This is a genomic window from Roseomonas sp. GC11 (assembly GCF_024437745.1).
Lineage (GTDB): Bacteria > Pseudomonadota > Alphaproteobacteria > Acetobacterales > Acetobacteraceae > Pseudoroseomonas.
In genome coordinates, this window is sequence record NZ_JANFNY010000009.1 from 61,489 (window position 1) to 81,137 (window position 19,649).

At 70.5% G+C, this 19,649-nt stretch carries 10 protein-coding genes, 1 tRNA gene, 1 pseudogene and 1 CRISPR repeat array (1 of these 13 running past the window's edge); of the genes and pseudogenes, 2 read left to right on the top strand and 10 right to left on the bottom strand.

Annotated elements, in window-relative coordinates; genetic code table 11:
- A CRISPR array of direct repeats spans nucleotides 1-4,171; the repeat unit is 29 nt; unit sequence GTGTTCCCCGCAGGCGCGGGGATGAACCG; it begins 1,835 nt to the left of the window's first position.
- A gap of 162 nt (nucleotides 4,172-4,333) precedes the next feature.
- Nucleotides 4,334-4,636: a hypothetical protein gene (locus NON00_RS04755; RefSeq protein ID WP_256017940.1), complete on the top strand. Its 303-nt coding sequence runs from the start codon at nucleotides 4,334-4,336 to the stop codon at nucleotides 4,634-4,636.
- Between the two features lie 561 nt (nucleotides 4,637-5,197).
- Here NON00_RS04755 and NON00_RS24890 read toward each other — a convergent pair.
- The 9 genes and pseudogenes from NON00_RS24890 to ssb form a co-directional block, all read right to left on the bottom strand.
- Nucleotides 5,198-5,377: pseudogene (locus tag NON00_RS24890) on the bottom strand (DUF6525 family protein); the annotation flags it as partial.
- Between the two features lie 342 nt (nucleotides 5,378-5,719).
- A tRNA-Lys gene (locus NON00_RS04760) sits at nucleotides 5,720-5,795 on the bottom strand.
- A gap of 98 nt (nucleotides 5,796-5,893) precedes the next feature.
- On the bottom strand, nucleotides 5,894-6,469 hold the full coding sequence (locus NON00_RS04765; protein WP_256017941.1) for a peptidylprolyl isomerase: 576 nt from the start codon (nucleotides 6,467-6,469) through the stop codon (nucleotides 5,894-5,896).
- A gap of 8 nt (nucleotides 6,470-6,477) precedes the next feature.
- Nucleotides 6,478-7,002, bottom strand: coding sequence for a pantetheine-phosphate adenylyltransferase (gene coaD / locus NON00_RS04770; protein ID WP_256017942.1), 525 nt, complete (start codon nucleotides 7,000-7,002; stop codon nucleotides 6,478-6,480).
- Nucleotides 6,995-9,685, bottom strand: a complete 2,691-nt coding sequence (gene gyrA, locus NON00_RS04775; RefSeq protein ID WP_256017950.1) for a DNA gyrase subunit A — start codon at nucleotides 9,683-9,685, stop codon at nucleotides 6,995-6,997. Before gyrA ends, coaD begins: the two co-directional genes overlap by 8 nt.
- Before the next feature lie 302 nt (nucleotides 9,686-9,987).
- The gene (locus NON00_RS04780; protein ID WP_256017943.1) at nucleotides 9,988-11,781 is read right to left on the bottom strand and encodes a fructose-specific PTS transporter subunit EIIC; all 1,794 of its coding nucleotides are present in this window, start codon (nucleotides 11,779-11,781) and stop codon (nucleotides 9,988-9,990) included.
- A gap of 28 nt (nucleotides 11,782-11,809) precedes the next feature.
- On the bottom strand, nucleotides 11,810-12,763 hold the full coding sequence (gene pfkB / locus NON00_RS04785) for a 1-phosphofructokinase (protein ID WP_256017944.1): 954 nt from the start codon (nucleotides 12,761-12,763) through the stop codon (nucleotides 11,810-11,812).
- Nucleotides 12,753-15,266, bottom strand: coding sequence for a phosphoenolpyruvate--protein phosphotransferase (ptsP, locus tag NON00_RS04790; protein ID WP_256017945.1), 2,514 nt, complete (start codon nucleotides 15,264-15,266; stop codon nucleotides 12,753-12,755). Before ptsP ends, pfkB begins: the two co-directional genes overlap by 11 nt.
- Before the next feature lie 158 nt (nucleotides 15,267-15,424).
- On the bottom strand, nucleotides 15,425-15,979 hold the full coding sequence (gene ssb / locus NON00_RS04795; protein WP_256017946.1) for a single-stranded DNA-binding protein: 555 nt from the start codon (nucleotides 15,977-15,979) through the stop codon (nucleotides 15,425-15,427).
- 263 nt (nucleotides 15,980-16,242) lie between these two features.
- Here ssb and uvrA point away from each other — a divergent pair, with 263 nt between their 5' ends.
- Nucleotides 16,243-19,164, top strand: coding sequence for an excinuclease ABC subunit UvrA (gene uvrA / locus NON00_RS04800; protein ID WP_256017947.1), 2,922 nt, complete (start codon nucleotides 16,243-16,245; stop codon nucleotides 19,162-19,164).
- Between the two features lie 140 nt (nucleotides 19,165-19,304).
- On the opposite strand, the gene NON00_RS04805 is transcribed toward uvrA, so the two are convergent.
- The coding region (locus NON00_RS04805; RefSeq protein WP_256017948.1) for an energy transducer TonB at nucleotides 19,305-19,649 on the bottom strand (345 nt) is incomplete at its 5' end.

The following is a 19,649-nucleotide window of genomic DNA, read 5'->3' on the forward strand; positions in this document are numbered from 1 at the left end:
CCCGCAGGCGCGGGGATGAACCGCCATCAGGCGCTTGCTCGATTTGGCTTTAAAAGTGTTCCCCGCAGGCGCGGGGATGAACCGCCGACAATCGACCTGGAGCCGTGGCAGATTTTGTGTTCCCCGCAGGCGCGGGGATGAACCGTGACAGACGCCCGCAGTTTGCCCGTGTTGATGGTGTTCCCCGCAGGCGCGGGGATGAACCGTTAGGGTTGCCCGAGGCAACCCCAGTCCGAATGTGTTCCCCGCAGGCGCGGGGATGAACCGGAGTGAGCCCAGCCGGGGCTTGAGGCGCTGGGGTGTTCCCCGCAGGCGCGGGGATGAACCGCTTCGTTTTGCTTCATGCGCAGGATAGCGACAGTGTTCCCCGCAGGCGCGGGGATGAACCGAGGCCGAGCTGCTGGGCGTCGCGGCCGACCAGGTGTTCCCCGCAGGCGCGGGGATGAACCGCAAGGGGAAACTTCTCTGATGTCGCACGGCAGGTGTTCCCCGCAGGCGCGGGGATGAACCGAGGAGATCGCCCCCGGCACGGTCAGCTATCTCGTGTTCCCCGCAGGCGCGGGGATGAACCGCCGGCCTGAAATCTCGGCGGCGGTTGAGGGCAGTGTTCCCCGCAGGCGCGGGGATGAACCGGCGTTTCATTCCGTGATTTCACCGCTTGCTGCGTGTTCCCCGCAGGCGCGGGGATGAACCGATATGGCCCCGCGTGACGAGGGGCAAGACATGGTGTTCCCCGCAGGCGCGGGGATGAACCGCCCGGCCACGGATCGGCGCACGGTGGGGGAAAGTGTTCCCCGCAGGCGCGGGGATGAACCGCAGCGTCTTTGCCTGTGCCGCCGAGGCAGACGGTGTTCCCCGCAGGCGCGGGGATGAACCGTGCCCATCTCCCGCCTCGACGAACGCGCCGCCGTGTTCCCCGCAGGCGCGGGGATGAACCGCTGGCGTGGGGCTGAGCTTTGCGCTTCTTCATGTGTTCCCCGCAGGCGCGGGGATGAACCGACGGCCCGGTGTGGAAGGTGCTGGTCGCGCTGGTGTTCCCCGCAGGCGCGGGGATGAACCGTGACACGTCCGAAACCGCCGCCCGCCTCGCCTGTGTTCCCCGCAGGCGCGGGGATGAACCGACCGCCGCGCGCTACGCCGAAATGATCAAGGCGTGTTCCCCGCAGGCGCGGGGATGAACCGATTGAGCAGGTATCCCCCAGCCACTTCATGCGGTGTTCCCCGCAGGCGCGGGGATGAACCGCGGAGCTCCTGCGCGAGAGCGGCCAGGGGCTCGTGTTCCCCGCAGGCGCGGGGATGAACCGTCCCCGGCGAGGCGCTTGGCGCTCATCACGGCGTGTTCCCCGCAGGCGCGGGGATGAACCGCGGAGTAACAGTCCGTTGGAAAGCGAGCAAAAGTGTTCCCCGCAGGCGCGGGGATGAACCGTCGTTCCCGCAGCGGCAGCGATGGAGAGCAGGGTGTTCCCCGCAGGCGCGGGGATGAACCGCCGACCAGCAACCGCGCCAGCGCGAGCGGCGCGTGTTCCCCGCAGGCGCGGGGATGAACCGCTCTTGCGCATCGGTGGTGGCGGTGCAGGAAAGTGTTCCCCGCAGGCGCGGGGATGAACCGGGGGACAGGAGGCGGTCGAAAGCGGGGTTGGCGTGTTCCCCGCAGGCGCGGGGATGAACCGCCCACCGCAGCATTGACATAGCTGCCGATGCGGTGTTCCCCGCAGGCGCGGGGATGAACCGGGCGTGACGTGGATCAGCGGAACCAACACCAGGTGTTCCCCGCAGGCGCGGGGATGAACCGGCGATACGTCTTGCCAGCCTTCAGCGTGAAAAGTGTTCCCCGCAGGCGCGGGGATGAACCGAGCTTTGCCGGCCTGTTCGGCCGCCCGGCCCCGTGTTCCCCGCAGGCGCGGGGATGAACCGGCTGCGACGCTCGGCGGCGCGACCACGCAGGAGTGTTCCCCGCAGGCGCGGGGATGAACCGGACCCCAACCGCGTCCGCGTCCCGCTCACGGTGTGTTCCCCGCAGGCGCGGGGATGAACCGGCCAACGCGAGCGGATGGCGAGGGGCCGATATGTGTTCCCCGCAGGCGCGGGGATGAACCGTTGGCCGAGTGGTGGCAGGTCATCCGCAGGAAGTGTTCCCCGCAGGCGCGGGGATGAACCGCCGCGGAGAAGGCGGCGCTGCAGCAGACCGGCGTGTTCCCCGCAGGCGCGGGGATGAACCGCTCCCGCCGAGCAATCCGCGCGGCGGCTGGGCGTGTTCCCCGCAGGCGCGGGGATGAACCGGATTGCTCGCGCGGGAGGCTCGCGATGAAATCGTGTTCCCCGCAGGCGCGGGGATGAACCGCCGATCCGGTGGCGCAGGCTGTGGAGCTGGTGGTGTTCCCCGCAGGCGCGGGGATGAACCGCGGATGCGCTGGAAGATGCGCGCAAGGCCGCGGTGTTCCCCGCAGGCGCGGGGATGAACCGCGGGTCGGCACCAGGAACACCTGCTGGTTGCCGTGTTCCCCGCAGGCGCGGGGATGAACCGGCGGACATGCGATTCCGCCAGCTGCCGCTCTCGTGTTCCCCGCAGGCGCGGGGATGAACCGGGCGCGGCCCGGAGGCGGCGAGGGCCTGCCACGTGTTCCCCGCAGGCGCGGGGATGAACCGGCTATTGCCCTGCACCTGCATGGCACGCTGAGGTGTTCCCCGCAGGCGCGGGGATGAACCGTCGAGGGCGAGGGCGATCCGATCGGATTGGCCGTGTTCCCCGCAGGCGCGGGGATGAACCGACTGACGCATGACCCCCGATCAACTCGCCGCCGTGTTCCCCGCAGGCGCGGGGATGAACCGACCGCGTCCCTTCCAGTCATCCACGCGGATGCGTGTTCCCCGCAGGCGCGGGGATGAACCGTCGGCCACCACCGAGGCCATGAGCGTGGCAGGGTGTTCCCCGCAGGCGCGGGGATGAACCGTCCCACGGGGTCTCCGTGACAATGACGTTGAAGTGTTCCCCGCAGGCGCGGGGATGAACCGCGGGCCGCCGGCGATGTCGCGATGCTGTGGGGGTGTTCCCCGCAGGCGCGGGGATGAACCGCCGTTGCGGTTCTCAACTCCCTTCCTCCCAGCGTGTTCCCCGCAGGCGCGGGGATGAACCGTGATCAGCTTTCTTGAAGATCCATCCAGGACTGTGTTCCCCGCAGGCGCGGGGATGAACCGCGAGTGCTCGCCCTGCGGGCTGAGATCGCTGCGTGTTCCCCGCAGGCGCGGGGATGAACCGCCCGGCAGCGCGTTGTGAAGGCGGGCGTTGAGGTGTTCCCCGCAGGCGCGGGGATGAACCGACGCCGATCAGCACGGCCCCCGTCCCCAGCCCGTGTTCCCCGCAGGCGCGGGGATGAACCGCGCTTCACGCCGATTTCCGTGGCGCCGATCATGTGTTCCCCGCAGGCGCGGGGATGAACCGGAGGCAGCCGGCGGGTTTGAGTAGCCGGCTTCGTGTTCCCCGCAGGCGCGGGGATGAACCGCCGAGAACGAGCCGCCGCCGCTGCCGGAGATGGTGTTCCCCGCAGGCGCGGGGATGAACCGGTCCGCTTCGCCGATGGGCGGGAGGTGACCTAGTGTTCCCCGCAGGCGCGGGGATGAACCGCCGGCCAATCTCCGGCCGCTGCCGATTGCTACGTGTTCCCCGCAGGCGCGGGGATGAACCGAGAACAGGACAGCGTTCCTTGTCAATCAGAAAGTGTTCCCCGCAGGCGCGGGGATGAACCGCGGTTCGGGGGCCGCTACGCCCGCAGCCGCGCGTGTTCCCCGCAGGCGCGGGGATGAACCGCGCGTGCAGGATCTGGCCGCGCATGTGCAGGAGTGTTCCCCGCAGGCGCGGGGATGAACCGATTAGACCGCGTCTGGCCGCCGCTGGAAAACAGTGTTCCCCGCAGGCGCGGGGATGAACCGCCACGACCGTGCCCAGCGCAGCGCCTGGCGCTGTGTTCCCCGCAGGCGCGGGGATGAACCGTATGTCCACCGCTTCCGCGACCGCCATGGGCGGTGTTCCCCGCAGGCGCGGGGATGAACCGGCCGTGCAGACCGAGATGGCGGTGCGGGAAACGTGTTCCCCGCAGGCGCGGGGATGAACCGCGGTCGAAGTTGTGCGGGCTGCCGTGCCACACGTGTTCCCCGCAGGCGCGGGGATGAACAGGCTGGCGCAGTGGCCACTTGGTAGGCATGGAGAGGAAGGCAGACTACTCAGATAGGCAGGGAGCTTGCACTGAGGCAACGGATTTCCTTGCATAATATGCGCGAATTGCGCATATCAATAGCCCGCTGAGGCATCATGCCCGGCAGATCGAGGATCGACCCGATGAGCGCCACTACCCCAAACGCCGCTGAAATCGCCGCTCAGTATGGCGCCCGCCTGGACTTGGCCGCGCAGTTGGCACAGATCGAGCGAATGCAGGCAGAAACGCGGAAATTCGCGGCCGAGCAGAACAAGCTGGCTGAGGAAGCAAGCAAGCTCGGTGCCGAGGCACTAAAGCTGGCAGCCGAGCAAATGAAACTGCAGCGAGATCGCAGCCTCTCGCCTTGGCTGGCCATGGGCGCAGCCGCTGGCGGCGTAGTGACAGTGGCCACCTTGTTGCTGCGCGCGCTGGGCGTCCTCCAATGACCCCCACCCGGCTACGTGAGAGCCTGGAGGCGTTGGGCTGGTCGCAGCGCGGCTTGGCACGACTACTTGGGCGTCACGAGGGGACGGTGAGGCAGTGGGCGCGCGGCACTGTTCAAATCCCCCACGACGTTGCCGTCTGGCTCGAGAGCAGAGCTCGACACGCAGAGAGCACGCCCCCACCCTGCAATGCCTCTGTGAGCTATCGAGAACAGATCTGCGCGTCCGAAGAATCAGCATAGCGCGGGCGTGGAGACATACCCGCTTTGCTGTGGAACGCTGCAGTGAAAGCCGGCTCGCAACTCGCGCGGCATGAGCAGCATCTGCCAGCCTAACGGCGGCGCCCCTTCCCCCGCTTCGCACCGGTTTAGGCTTCCGCGCCGGCGGCGCCAGGCGCAGCGGCTTGGTGGCAGGCATACCGGCCGCTCCGGCATAACGCTGCAACGTCGCCCCTGCAGCCAGATGCGGATAGGCCTGCGCGCCCGCTGGCCTGGTCCGGGCGAAGGCGGCCACCTCCGTCTGATCATGACCGCGGATGGCCTGGACCATGAAGGCCTCCGCCTGCGCGGGCCGCACCCGCTGCTGGCGTAGCAGGTGCTGATGCCACTCCCGGACACGGAGCGGGCACCAATCCACCAGGGCTTCCTGCAGCGCCCGACGCACCACGAAGGGCAGTTCCTCATAGGCGCGGTAGGGATCGCCCTTCAGCGGGCTGTAGGGCTTGGCGGCCATGCTGTTGTCCATGGCGGCCTTCTAGCCAGGACAAAGCCCGCGCGAAACAAGCGCTTGGCGCCCGGCTCCTCTGCGGCGGCGGTTTGCAACTCGCCCAACCGTTCGCAATGCCCAGGCATTCGATACACGAACTTCCGCGGCCCCTGCCGCCAATAGAACGCAGCAAAATCAGCGCTTTGAACCTTGTAGAGTGAATGGGCCAAGTCCCAAGGTTCGGAGAGAAAGGGCCATTTGGAGAGCGATTTTGGGCTCTCCCCTGCCCTGCCGCTCCCAAGGTGCCGCGACAAACCCTTCTGAAAACTGGGCTTTTTGGCGCCGTTGGACGGGGCAGAGAGTGGTTTCGCCGGAGGGGAATGGTGTGCCCGCTGGGACTCGAACCCAGGACCCCAAGATTAAAAGTCTCGTGCTCTACCGGCTGAGCTACGGGCACAAGGCGCTGGCCGGGAGAAAGCCGCTCAGCCGGGCAAAGTCAAGGCCCAGCGGGCGGCGAAACGGCCGGGGCTGAAATCCCCGGCCGGCCGTCTGGAATCAGCCCGCCACGTCGGCGGCGATCTGGGCCTTCAGCAGGCGGTCAGGCTCACGCACCATGCCGTTGGCGCCAGCGCCGCGCTTGATCTTGTCCACGAACTCCATGCCGGACACCACCTGGCCCCAGATGGTGTACTGCCCGTCCAGGCTCGGCGCCGGGGCGAACATGATGAAGAACTGGCTGTTGGCACTGTTCGGGTTGGCGGTGCGGGCCATGCCGCAGACGCCGCGCAGGTAGCGCGCCTTGGAAGGCGCGCTGAACTCGGCCGGAAGATCCGGCAGCGGGCTGCCGCCCGTGCCGGTGCCGGTCGGGTCGCCACCCTGGGCCATGAAGCCCTCGATCACGCGGTGGAACGGCGTGCCGTCGTAGAAGCCCTGGCGGGTCAGGGTCTTGATCCGCTCGACATGCTGCGGCGCCAGGTCGGGGCGCAGCTTGATGACGACACGCCCGTCCTTCAGATCGAAGTAGAGCGTGTTCTCGCGGTCATCCTGCGCCGCGGCTTCGTTGGTGGTGGCTTCAGTCATCATGATCCCCGTAGCGGCGATGGAGCTGGCGAGCAGGGTCCGGCGGAACATCCGTGTGGTTACTCCCCAGGGTTCGGCACCCGCACTCTTTCGATGGTGCGGTCGCGCGTCAGACGCGGCACGAAGCTGGTGATATCACCGCCGAGCCGCGCAATCTCCTTCACGAAACGCGAGGAGATGAAGTGGTTGCCTTCGCTGGCCATCAGGAACAGCAGCTCGATCTCCGGATCGAGGCGGCGGTTCATCCCGGCCATCTGGAATTCATAGTCGAAATCGGTGACGGCGCGCAGCCCGCGCACGATCACCTGCGCCCCGACCTCGCGCGCGAAGCCGACCAGCAGCCCCTCGAAGGGGACGACCTCGATGATCGTGCCGGTGCGCTGGGCGATGCTGTCCGTCTCGGCGCGCACCAGTTCGACGCGCTCCTCCAGCGGGAAGAGCGGGCCCTTGCCGATGTTCATCGCGACGCCGATCACCAGCCGGTCCAGGATGCGGGCGGCACGGTTGATGATGTCGAGATGCCCGTTGGTCACGGGGTCGAAAGTGCCGGGATAGACCCCGGCGCGCGCGATCCGGTCAGCCATTCGGAGTATCACTCTCCTGGTCGCTGCCCTGCTCCTCCACCACGGTGAAGCAGGAGGTGACGCGCTCGCCCTCATCCAGGCGCAGCATGGTCACGCCCATGGCGGTGCGGCCGGTGACGCGCACCTGGTCCACCGGCATGCGGATCAGCCGGCCATTGTCGGTGACGAGCATGACATCATCGCCGCTGCGCACCGGGAAGGTGGCGATCACCGCGCGCCCGGTGCGGGCGGAGAGGGTGATATTGCCGATGCCCTGCCCGCCACGCCCGCTGACGCGGTACTCATAGGCCGAGCTGCGCTTGCCGAAGCCGGCATCGGTGACGGTGAGCAGGATTTCTTCCTGTTCCTCCAACTGAGAAAACCGCTCAGCGGAGAGGGCGATCTCGGCGCCACTTTCCTCGCCATTCTCCTCGGCCGAGAGCGTGGCCTCGGCCTCGGTGGCCTCGCCATTCTCCTCGCTGGCGCGGCGCTTCTGCGCGGCCTGCTTCAGGTAGGCGGCGCGTTCCTCGACGCTGGCATCGACATGGCGCAGCACGGACAGCGCGATGACCTTGTCACCCTCGGCCAGCTTCACGCCGCGCACGCCGGTCGAGTCACGCCCGGCGAAGACGCGCAGCGTATCGGCATCGGCGGGGAAGCGGATGGCGCGGCCGCCGCGCGTGGCGAGCATCACATTGTCGCCCTCGCGGCAGGTGGAGACGCCGATCAGGCTATCCCCCTCATCCAGCTTCATGGCGATGAGGCCGGAGGCACGGACATTCTTGAAGTCCGAGAGCCGGTTGCGGCGGACATTGCCCTCAGAGGTGGCGAAGACGAGGTGGAGGTTCTCCCACAGCCCTTCATCCTGCGGCAGCGGCAGGACAGCGGTGACGGCTTCATCCTCCTGCAGTTGCAGAAGCTGGCGCAGGGAACGGCCGCGCGCGGTGGGGCCGGCCTCGGGCAGCTTCCACACCTTCTCGCGGAACGCCATGCCACGGCTGGTGAAGAACAGCACCCATTGATGGGTGTGCGCGTTGAAGCTGCGGATGACGACGTCATCCTGCCGCGTGCCGGCGGCGCTGCGCCCGCGCCCGCCGCGGTTCTGGGCGCGGAAGGTCTCGAGCGGCGTGCGCTTCACATAGCCATCGCGCGTCAGCGTGACGACCATCAGCCCCGGCTCGATCAGGCTTTCGTCATCCTGGTCGGCAAGGCCATCGACGATCTCGGAGAGGCGCGGCGAGGCGATCTGCGCGCGCACGGCGCGCAGTTCATCCGCCATCAGCTCCATGCGGCGCGGATGCGAGGCGAGGATATCCAGCAGCTCGCGGATGCGCGCCGCCACCTCATCCAGCTCGGCATTGATCTTGTCGCGCTCCAGCCCCGTCAGGCGCTGCAGGCGCAGCTCCAGGATGCCGCGCGCCTGGGCCTCGGTCAGCTTCACCGTGTCGCCGATGACGATATTGCCCGCGTCATCGACCAGCGCGAGCAGCGGCCCGACATCGGCCACCGGCCAGTCCCGCGCCATCAGCGCGGTGCGGGCGGTGACGGCGTCGGGGCTCTCGCGGATCAGGCGGATCACCTCGTCGATATTGGCCACGGCGAGGGCGAGGCCGACGAGGAGATGGCCGCGGTCGCGCGCCTTGGCGAGGCGGAAGCGCGAGCGGCGGAGGATCACCTCCTCGCGGAAATCGATGAAGGCGCGCAGTGCCTGGCGCAGCCCCATCTGCTGCGGCCGCCCCTGGTGCAGGGCGAGGAAATTCACCGCGAAGGAGGTCTGCAGGTTGGTGTAGCGGTAGAGGTGGTTCAGCACCACCTCCGGCGTCGCGTCCTTCTTCAGCTCGATGACGACGCGCAGGCCGGAGCGGTCGCTCTCATCGCGCAGGTCGCTGATCCCCTCGATCTGCTTGGCACGGACCAGCTCGGCGATGCGCTCGATCAGCGCTGCCTTGTTCACCTGATAGGGGATCTCGGAAATGGCGATGGCGCTGCGGCCGCCGCGCATCTCCTCGATCTCGGCGCGGGCGCGCAGCACGATGCTGCCGCGCCCCGTCTCGAAGGCGGAGCGGATGCCGGCGCGGCCCAGGATCAGCGCACCCGTCGGGAAATCCGGCCCGGGGATGATCTTCATCAGATCCTCCAGGCTGGTCTCCGGATTGGCGATCATGGCCAGGGTGGCGTCGATCACCTCCCCCGGATTGTGCGTGGGGATATTGGTGGCCATGCCGACGGCGATGCCGTTGGCGCCATTCACCAGCAGGTTGGGGAAGGCGGCGGGGAGGACGCGGGGTTCCTCGGCGCTCTCGTCATAATTGGGGGCGAATTCGACGGTGTCCTCGTCGATGCCCTCCAGCAGGGCGACGGCGGATCTGGCCAGCCGCGCCTCGGTGTAGCGCATGGCCGCCGGCGGGTCGCCATCCATCGAGCCGAAATTGCCCTGGCCGTCGATCAGCGGCACGCGCAGGGAGAAGGTCTGCGCCATGCGGACCATGGCGTCATAGATCGCGCTGTCGCCATGGGGGTGATACTTACCCATGACGTCGCCGACCACGCGGGCGGATTTCTTGTAGGGCTTGTCGGCGGTGAAGCCGTTCTCCTGCATGGAGAACAGGATGCGCCGGTGCACCGGCTTCAGCCCGTCGCGCACATCCGGCAGGGCGCGCGCGACGATGACGCTCATCGCATAGTCGAGGTAGGAGCGGCGCATCTCCTCCTCAAGCGCGATCGGCTGCGTGCCTTCGGGCGGAATATGGGCGGCCGGCCCGGTGGCATTCCCTGCGCCGTTGTCGCTCTCGCTCACGCGGTCATCCCATGCAACTGTCGGAGGTGGCGCGCGGGGCCGGGGGAAGGCCGCCGCGCACCGGGGCGGGAGGCCCCTTCCCTCGGAAATTTCGGGATGTCTTATAGCCGGTTGCCGGCCATCCGCCAAACCCCGCGCGCCCGCCCGGATGTGAAAAGCGCGGGGGAATCGCTTCCCCCGCGCCCGTTACGCCCGGCTGGGAGGGGCGGTCAGCCCGCCACGCCCTCCGGCGCGCTGCGCTTCAGCAGGGCGACGGCGAAGGCCGTCACCAGCGTGCCGGCGATGATCGCCACCAGATAGCCCAGCGGGTTGCCCACCGCGCCCGGGATGCCCACCACGAAGATGCCGCCATGCGGCGCCCGCAGCGTGCAGGCGAAGAGCATGGACAGCCCGCCCGCCACGGCCGAGCCCGCGATCAGCGCCGGGATGACGCGCAGCGGGTCCTTGGCGGCGAAGGGAATCGCGCCCTCGGTGATGAAGGCGGCACCCAGGACGGCGGCGGCCTTGCCGGCATCCCGCTCCTCCTGGCTGAAGCGCGAGCGGGCCAGGAAGGTGGCCAGCGCGATGCCGAGCGGCGGCGTCATGCCCGCCGCCATGATGGCCGCCATCGGCCCGAAAGTGTCCGAGCCGAGCAGGCCGACGCCGAAGGCATAGGCCGCCTTGTTCACCGGCCCGCCCATATCGGCCGCCATCATGGCGCCCAGCAGCACACCGAGGATGACGGCATTGGCCGAGCCCATGCCCTTGAGGAATTCGGTGAGCCAGGCGAGCGCCCCGGCGATCGGCGCGCCGAGCACGTAGATCATCAGCAGCCCGGTGGCCAGCGAGGCCAGCAGCGGGATGACCAGGACGGGCTTCAGCCCCTCCAGGCTCTGCGGGAAGGGCATGCGGTCGCGCAGGAACTTCGCGATGTAGCCGGCCAGGAAGCCGGCCACGATGCCGCCCAGGAAGCCCGCCTTGACCGAGCCCGCCAGCATGCCGCCAATGAAGCCAGGCGCCAGGCCAGGCCGGTCGGCGATGGAGAAGGCGATGAAGGCCGCCAGCACCGGCACCATCAGCGCCAGGGCCGAGCCGCCACCGATCTGCATCAGCGCCGCCGCCAGCGTCCCCGGCTCCTTGAAGGCCTCGATGCCGAAGGCGAAGGAGAGCGCGACGCAGAGCCCGCCCGCCGTCACCAGCGGGATCATGTAGGACACACCGGTCATCAGGTGCTTGTAGGCCCCCGGCGCCTGCGCCTTGGCCGGCGCGGGGGCGGGGGCCGCCGCCGCCTGGGCCCCGCCCTCCGGCTCGGCGGCCAGGGCGCGGGCGATCAGCCCCTTGCCATCCTTCAGCGCATCGCCCGTGCCGGCGATGACGATCCGCTTGCCGGCGAAGCGGCTGCGGTCCACGCCGGTATCGGCGGCGATCACCACGGCATCGGCCGCGGCGATTTCCTCGGCCGTCAGGGTGTTCTTGGCGCCGACCGAGCCCTGGGTCTCGACCCGGATGCTGTGGCCGAGCTGCGCCGCCGCCTTCTCCAGCGCCGCGGCGGCCATGAAGGTATGGGCGATGCCGGTCGGGCAGGCGGTGATGCCCACCAGCTTCTTCCCGGCGGGCGCCTCGTCCGGGGCGTCCTGCGGCGCGGCGGCCCTGGCCACGGGCACCGCCACGGGCACCGCCGGCGCCGGCAGCGCGGCCAGCGAGGCGGCGGCGCGCAGCGCCTGCTCAGGGTGGCGGATGGCCTCGACCACGGTGGTGGCGATCAGCGGGCGGCCGGCATGGCGGGCGGCGTCGGCGGTCGCGTCACCCACCAGCAGCACGGCATCCGCCGGGCCGGAGGGGGCCGCGGCGCCATCATCGATCGCCAGGGAGAGGCCGCCGCGCGCCGCCGCATCGCGCAGCGCCTCGGCCGCCATGGCGGCGTGCGGGGCGCTGGCGGCGTGGCGGATCACCGCCAGAAGGCGCGGCGAGGCAGGGCCCAGGGAAGTGGGGCCAAGGGAGGCAGGGCCGGTGTCGGCTGTCATGGCACTCGTCCTGGTGCGGGAGGCGGAGTCAGAGGGATTCGACATGCGCGGCCTCGGCGAGGCGGGCGATCTCCGCCGGCTGCGGCAGGCCGCCATGCGGGCGGGAGACGGCGGCGGCGGCGCAGCCGGTGGCCAGGCGGGCCATGGCCTCGGGCGCCAGTCCGCGCGCCAGGGCGGCGGCAAGCCCGGCCACCATGGCATCGCCCGCGCCCACCGTGGTGGTCAGTGGCACGGCGGGCGGCTTCGCCCAGAGCATGGCACCGGGCAGGGCGAAGAGCGCCCCCTCCCCCCCGGCGGAGACCACGACATGCGGGATGCCGCGCCCCTGCAGCTCGCGCGCCGCCGCGACCAGCGCGGCACGGTCCGGCAGCGGGCGGCCGAGCAGGGCCGAAAGCTCGTCACGATTGGGCTTCACCAGAGCGGGGCGGGCCTCCAGCGCGGCGGCGAAGGCCGGGCCGCTGCTGTCCAGCACCACCTGGCTGCCGGCGGCGCGCAGCCGCTCGACCACGGCGGCGAGGTCGGCGGGGCCCAGCCCCGGCGGCAGGCTGCCGGAGACCACGGCGATGCCCGGCGGGCGCGCCACCAGCCGGCCCAGCATGGCCTCCAGCGCGGCGGGGCTGGCCGTGGGGCCGGGCGGGTTGATATCCGTCACCTGCCCCGCCGCCGTCTCCACCAGCTTCACATTGATGCGGCAGCGGCCCGGCACCGGCTCAAAGGCGCTGAACACGCCGAGCGGCTTCAGGAAGGCGGCGAAGGCCGGCAGATCCTCCGCCCCCAGCAGGCCGGTGGCCAGCGAGGCCTCGCCCAGCAGGGCGAGCATGGCGGAGACATTCACCCCCTTCCCCGCCGGGCGCAGCTCCGCCGCCCCGGCGCGGTTGACGGCGCCGATGGTGAGGGCGGGCAGCGGGATCGTCAGGTCCAGCGCCGGGTTCAGCGTGACCGTGGCGATGCGCGGCGTGATGGACGGCAGCTCAGCCGGCATGGCCGAGCTTCCGCAGCGCCGGCAGGGCGCGCACCTCGGCCGCCGTGGCGCAATGCAGCGCGGCGCGCGCCACGCTCTCGGCCTCGGCCATCGAGAATTCGCGGATCTGCGCCTTCAGCGCGGCCACATTGGGGATGGAGACGGACAGCTCATCGACGCCGAGGCCGACCAGGATCGGCGCCGCCATCGGGTCGGCGGCCATGTTGCCGCAGACGCCCACCCAGCGGCCGCGCGCATGGGCGGCCTTCACCGTCATCTCGATCAGCCGCAGCACCGCCGGGTCCAGCGCGTCGGAACGCGCGCCCATGGTGGGGTGCAGGCGGTCCACGGCCAGGGTGTACTGCGTCAGGTCATTGGTGCCGATGGAGAAGAAATCCGCCTCCCGCGCCAATTGATCGGCCATCACGGCGGCGGAGGGCACCTCGACCATGATGCCCACCTCCACCGGCGGGCAGCGCAGCGCGGCGCGCTCCGCCTCGATGATGGCGCGGGCGGCGCGGAGATCGGCCAGCCCGTCCACCATCGGCAGCATGATGCGCAGGTCGCCATGGCGGGCGGCGCGCAGCGCGGCACGGATCTGGGTGCGGAACAGCGCCGGCTCGGCCAGGGAGAGGCGCAGCCCGCGCAGGCCGAGGAAGGGATTGGCCTCGACCGGGTGGTGGACGAAGCGCAGCGGCTTGTCCCCGCCCGCATCCAGCGTGCGCAGCACCACCGGCAGGCCACCGAAGCCCTCGGCGAGGCGGCGGTAGAGGTCGTACTGCTCCTCCTCCGTCGGCGGCTCGGCGCGGTCGTCGAACAGGAATTCGCTGCGCACGAGGCCGGTGCCCTCGGCACCTGCGGCCACGGCCTCGATGGCCTCCTCCGGCCGGCGGACATTGGCGGCGATCTCGACGCGGTGGCCATCGCGCGTCACGGCGGGGCGGAAGGCGGCCTGGCGGGCGGCCTCGGCACGGATGGCACCCGCCTCCCGCGCGGCACGGGCACGGGCCAGGGCCTCGGCATCCGGCTCGGGCAGCAGGCGGCCACGGTCGCCATCCAGCACCGCCGGGGTGCCATCGGCCAGTTCCAGCACCTTCGCCCCGGCGGCGACCACGGCGGGGATGCCGAGGGCACGGGCCAGGATGGCGGTGTGCGCCGTCGGCCCGCCCGCCGCCGTCACCAGCCCGACCACGCGGGTGGGGTCGAGATTGGCGGTCTCGGAGGGCGTCAGATCCTCGGCCACCACGATGGCGTCCTGCGGCAGCACGGCCACGGCCTCACCGCCGCCGACCAGATGGCGCAGCACGCGGCGCGCCACATCCTTCATGTCGGTGGCGCGGGCGGCCAGCAGGGCATCGCCCATGCCGGCCAGGGCGGCGGCGCGGCCCTCGGCGGCCTGCATCCAGCCGGCGGGGGCGGAGGCGCCGGCGGCGATGGCGGCCCGCGCCTCGGCCAGCAGCTCCGGGTCCTCCAGCAATTCCTCATGGGCGGCGAAGATGGCGGCGTTCTTCTCGCCGACGCGCTGCGCCATGCTGGCGGCGACGCTGCGCAGCTCGGCGCGCGCCTCTTCCAGCGCGGCCTCCAGCGCGGCGGCCTCGCCCTGCGGGTCGGAGGAGGTGGCGGCATAGCCCGCCGCCTCGGAGCGGAAGCGGTGCAGCACACCGATGGCGACACCCGGGCTGGCCGGCAGGCCGGCGATGGCGCCCGGCTCCAGCGGCTCGGCCGAGGGGGCCGGGGCGGCGGGCACAGCCGCGGCGGGGGGCGCGTCGGCATCACCCAGCTGCCCGGCGAAGCCCTCGCGCAGCGCCGCCAGCGCGGCCTCGGCCTGCGGGCCGGTGACCTCCAGCGTGATCTCGGCCCCCGGGCCGGCGCCCAGCTGGAGCAGGGCGATCATGCTGCGCGCATCGGCGCGGCGGCCGCCATGCAGCAGGGTGATGCCGGCCTCGAAGCGCCTGGCGATGCCCACCAGTTCCCGGGCCGGGCGGGCATGCATGCCGGCGGCGGCGGGGGCCTGCACCACGGCGGTCAGCGCGCCTTCCGCCGGGGCCGCTCCCAAGGGGGCGGCTCCCAGGGGGGCGGGGCTGGCGGCGGGCAGCGGGGCATCCGGGTCCAGCGCGCGCAGGATCTCCGCCGCATCGCCGGTGGTGGCCAGACGGGCGGCGAGGTCGGCCTCGCCCAGCACATCGGTCAGGCGGCGCAGCACGGCGATGTGCTCATCCCCCTGGGCGGCGATGGCCACCACCAGATGCGCCACATCCTCGCCATTCCAGCGAACGCCCTGCGGCACCTGGAGCACGGCGATGCCGGTCTGGTGGATCAGGCCGCGATCACCGCGCTGGCCATGCGGGATGGCGATGCCATTGCCGAGGAAGGTATCGGCCTCGCCCTCACGGCGCAGCATGCTGTCCGCATAGGGCGCCGCGATGGCGCCGGACTCGACCAGCAACTGGGCGGCCTGCCGGATGGCCGCTTCCTTGTCGGCGGGCGCGGCGGCGAGGCGGATTCGGTCAGCGGAGAGAATCACGGGGCGCTGTGTCCTGTCATCCCGAGCAAGACGGCCCGCGCGAAGGCAGGCCGTCCCCTAACTGCGATGCGATACCTAGGCCGTTAACGGGACAGGCCGCAACGGGGGCGGCCCTCCGTTCCCACTCAGAAACGGCCCGACGTCAGAACGGCGAAGCGTCAGAACGGGATGTCGTCATCCAGATCGTTGCCACCGCCCTTGGGGGCATCCCAGCCGCCGCGCTGCGGCGCACGGCCCGCCGGGGCGCCACCCCGCTCACCCCCGCCATAGCCGCCGGAGGAACGGCCACCGCCATAGCCACCGCCGCCGCCACTGCTGCCGCCCTCATAGCCGCCGCCACCGCCACCCGCGCCGCCGCCCTCGCCGCGGCCATCGAGCAGGGTCAGCTCACCGCCGAAATTGCGCAGCACCACCTCGGTCGAGTAGCGGTCCTGGCCAGCCTGATCCTGCCACTTGCGGGTCTCCAGCTTGCCCTCGATGTAGACCTTGCTGCCCTTGCGCAGGTACTTCTCCGCGATCTCGCCCAGCTTCTCGTTGAAGATGGCCACCGAATGCCATTCGGTGCGCTCCTGGCGGTTGCCCTCGCGGTCCTTATATGTGTCCGTCGTGGCCAGGCGCAGGTTCACCACGCGCCCGCCATTCTGGAAATTCCGCACTTCCGGGTCCTTCCCCAGATTGCCGATCAGGATCACCTTGTTGACGCTGCCGGCCATGCCGCCTGGTCCTTCACCCGCTATAGCCCCAGGCCAGGGCGCTGCCCCCGGTGATGGCGGCGGCGTCCCGGGCGGTGGGGCGGACTGTCATGCTCTTGTGCGCCCGGCCGGGCGCGTCGGGGCAACCTAGCCATCCGGCCGCCCGCCCGCCAGTCCCGAAGCGCAGGGGCCCGAAGCGCGGAGGGCGACGCCCCCCTTCCCCATCTTTCTTAATCCTGGCACAACAGGAACACAATGCGAACGCTCGCCCCCAGGAGCCTGACGTGACGAAGCCGCCCTCCCCCACCGGCCAGAACGACCTGATCCGCATCCGCGGCGCGCGCCAGCACAACCTCAAGAATGTCGATATCGACATCCCGAAGCACACGCTGACGGTGCTGACCGGCCTCTCCGGCTCCGGCAAATCCTCGCTCGCCTTCGACACCATCTATGCCGAGGGGCAGCGGCGCTATGTCGAGAGCCTCTCCGCCTATGCCCGGCAATTCCTGCAACTGATGCAGAAGCCGGATGTCGACTCCATCGAGGGCCTCTCCCCCGCCATCTCGATCGAGCAGAAGACGACCAGCCACAACCCCCGCTCCACCGTCGGCACGGTGACGGAGATCCACGACTATATGCGCCTGCTCTGGGCGCGGGCGGGTGTGCCCTATTCCCCGGCCACCGGCCTGCCGATCGAGGCGCAGACCATCAGCCAGATGGTGGACCGCGTGATGGCCATGCCGGAGGGGACGCGGCTGCTGCTGCTCGCCCCCGTGGTGCGCGGCAAGAAGGGCGAGTTCCGCAAGGAACTGGCCGAGTATCAGCGCCGCGGCTTCGAGCGGGTCAAGATCAACGGCACGCTGATGCGCATCGAGGAGGCCCCCGCCCTCGACAAGCGCAGGAAGCACGATATCGAGGTCGTGGTGGACCGCGTCGTGGTCGGCAATGAGGGGCTGGCGCAGCGGCTGGCCGACAGCTTCGAGACGGCCATCGGCCTCGCCGATGGCGTCGCCTATGCCGAGCATGCCGATGGCGGCGAGCGCACGGTGTTCTCCAACCGCTATGCCTGCCCCGTCTCCGGCTTCACGCTGGAGGAAATCGAGCCGCGGCTGTTCTCCTTCAACTCGCCGCAGGGCGCCTGCCCGGCCTGTGACGGGCTCGGCACGGAAAGCTTCTTCGATGCCGCGCTGGTGGTGCCGGATGACAACCGCAGCCTGGCGGAAGGCGCCGTCGCCGCCTGGGCCAACAACAGCGCGCCCTATTACGACCAGACGCTGGTGAGCCTCGCCAAGCATCTCGGCATCAAGACCAACACGCCCTGGGGCGAGTTGCCGGCCAAGGCGCGCGAGGCCATCCTGAACGGCACGGGGGAGGAGGTCGTCACCCTCCGCTACAAGGACGGGCTGCGCGCCTATGAGGTCAAGAAGCCCTTTGAGGGGGTGCTGCCCAACCTCGCCCGCCGCCTGCGCGAGACGGACAATCCCTGGGTGCGCGAGGATCTCGCCCGCTACCAGGCGGAGCGGCCCTGCCATGTCTGCTGCGGCGCGCGGCTGAAGCCGGAGGCGCTCTCCGTGAAGGTCGCGGGGATGCACATCGCCGCGGCCAGCGAGCTTTCCATCCGCAAGGCGCTGCCCTGGTTCGAGGGGGTGGAGGCCACCCTCACGCCCCAGCGCGCCGCCATCGCCCGCCGCATCCTGAAGGAAATCATCGAGCGGCTGCGCTTCCTGCTCGATGTCGGGCTGGATTACCTCTCCCTCGCCCGCGCCTCCGCCACGCTCTCCGGCGGGGAGAGCCAGCGCATCCGCCTCGCCAGCCAGATCGGCAGCGGGCTGACCGGCGTGCTCTACGTGCTGGACGAGCCCTCGATCGGCCTGCACCAGCGCGACAATGAGCGGCTGCTGACGACGCTGCGGCGCCTGCGCGACCTCGGCAACACCGTGCTCGTCGTCGAGCATGACGAGGACGCCATCCGCACCGCCGACCACCTGATCGATATTGGCCCCGCTGCCGGCGCGGGGGGCGGGCGCGTCATCGCCCAGGGCACGCCGGAGGAGGTGGCGGCGCATCCGGAGAGCATCACCGGCGCCTATCTCTCCGGCCGCCGCCACATCGCCGTGCCGGAGAAGCGGCGCCAGCCGGAGGCCAGCCGGATGCTGCGCGTGGTCGGCGCCAGCGGCAACAACCTGCGCGGCGTCACGGCTGCGCTGCCGCTCGGCACCTTCACCTGCGTCACCGGCGTCTCGGGCGGCGGCAAGTCCACCTTCGTCATCGAGACGCTCTACAAGGCGGTCGCGCGGCGGCTAATGGGCGCCGGCACCGTGCCCGCCCCGCATGAGCGGATCGAGGGGCTGGAGCATCTCGACAAGATCATCGATATCGACCAGTCCCCCATCGGCCGCACGCCGCGTTCCAACCCGGCGACCTATACGGGCCTCTTCGCCCCGATCCGCGACTGGTTCGCCGAGCTGCCGGACAGCCGCGCGCGCGGCTACAAGCCCGGCCGCTTCAGCTTCAACGTCAAGGGCGGGCGCTGCGAGGCCTGCCAGGGCGATGGCGTGCTGAAGATCGAGATGCACTTCCTGCCGGACGTGTATGTCACCTGCGATTCCTGCAAGGGCAAGCGCTACAACCGCGAGACGCTGGAGGTGAAGTTCCGCGGCAAGTCCATCGCCGATGTGCTGGAGATGACGGTGGATGAGGGGCTGGAGTTCTTCTCCGCCGTGCCCGCCATCCGCGAGAAGCTGCGCGTGCTGAAGGAAGTCGGGCTCGGCTATATCCATCTCGGCCAGCAGGCCACGACGCTCTCGGGCGGCGAGGCGCAGCGCATCAAGCTGGCCAAGGAACTCTCGCGCCGCGCCACCGGCCGCACCCTCTACATCCTCGACGAGCCGACCACCGGCCTGCATTTCGAGGATGTCCGCAAGCTGCTGGAGGTGCTGCACCAGCTGGTGGACCAGGGCAACACGGTGGTGGTGATCGAGCACAATCTGGAGGTCATCAAGACCGCCGACTGGATCCTCGACATGGGGCCGGAGGGCGGCGATGGCGGCGGCCAGGTGGTGGCCGAGGGCACGCCGGAACAGGTGGCCGCCATCCCGGCCAGCCATACCGGGCGCTTCCTGGTGCCGCTGCTGCCAAAGCCGAGTGCCAGGCCGGCGGCCGCGAAGCCCGCACGGCGCAAGGCGGCGGCACGCGCCGCCGAATAAGCTTGAGAGGGGCTTCGCCCCTCTCAAACTCTCCCCACCAAAGGCCTGAGGCCTTTGGAAACCCATTTGTCAGAGCCTACTGAAGGCGGGTGCAGGGGACCCCGTCCCCTGCTGGGGGAGTTTGAGGGGGCAAAGCCCCCTCAACGCAGGAAGAAGGCGACCGGCACCACCATCTCCAGCGACTCCGCGTCGAGATCGGGGGGAAAGGGCGGGAAGCGGGCATTCTGCACCATCTCGCCTACCGCCTCGTCGAGTTCGGGCGAGCCGGAGCTGCGTTCCAGGCGCCAGTTCATCAGCCGGCCATCGGCCTGCAGGCGGAAGCGCAGATAGGCCGTGCCCTCGATCCGGCGCAGGCGGGCGCTGTTCGGGTAGCGCTTGGCCCGGTTCAGGGCGAGGGAGATCTGCGTGTTGTAGTTACTCGGCACGCTGGCCGGGCCGCTGCGGGCGGGCGCCGCCGGCGCGGCGGGGGCCGCCGGTGCGGGGGG

Coding starts and splice junctions, on each gene's coding strand:
- ssb (WP_256017946.1), bottom strand. CDS start 15,979: ATGGCCGGCAGCGTCAACAAGGTGATCCTGATCGGCAATCTGGGGAAG.
- NON00_RS04780 (WP_256017943.1), bottom strand. CDS start 11,781: ATGACAGCCGACACCGGCCCTGCCTCCCTTGGCCCCACTTCCCTGGGC.
- coaD (WP_256017942.1), bottom strand. CDS start 7,002: ATGGCTGACCGGATCGCGCGCGCCGGGGTCTATCCCGGCACTTTCGAC.
- gyrA (WP_256017950.1), bottom strand. CDS start 9,685: ATGCGCCGCTCCTACCTCGACTATGCGATGAGCGTCATCGTCGCGCGC.
- NON00_RS04765 (WP_256017941.1), bottom strand. CDS start 6,469: ATGTTCCGCCGGACCCTGCTCGCCAGCTCCATCGCCGCTACGGGGATC.
- NON00_RS04755 (WP_256017940.1), top strand. CDS start 4,334: ATGAGCGCCACTACCCCAAACGCCGCTGAAATCGCCGCTCAGTATGGC.
- pfkB (WP_256017944.1), bottom strand. CDS start 12,763: ATGCCGGCTGAGCTGCCGTCCATCACGCCGCGCATCGCCACGGTCACG.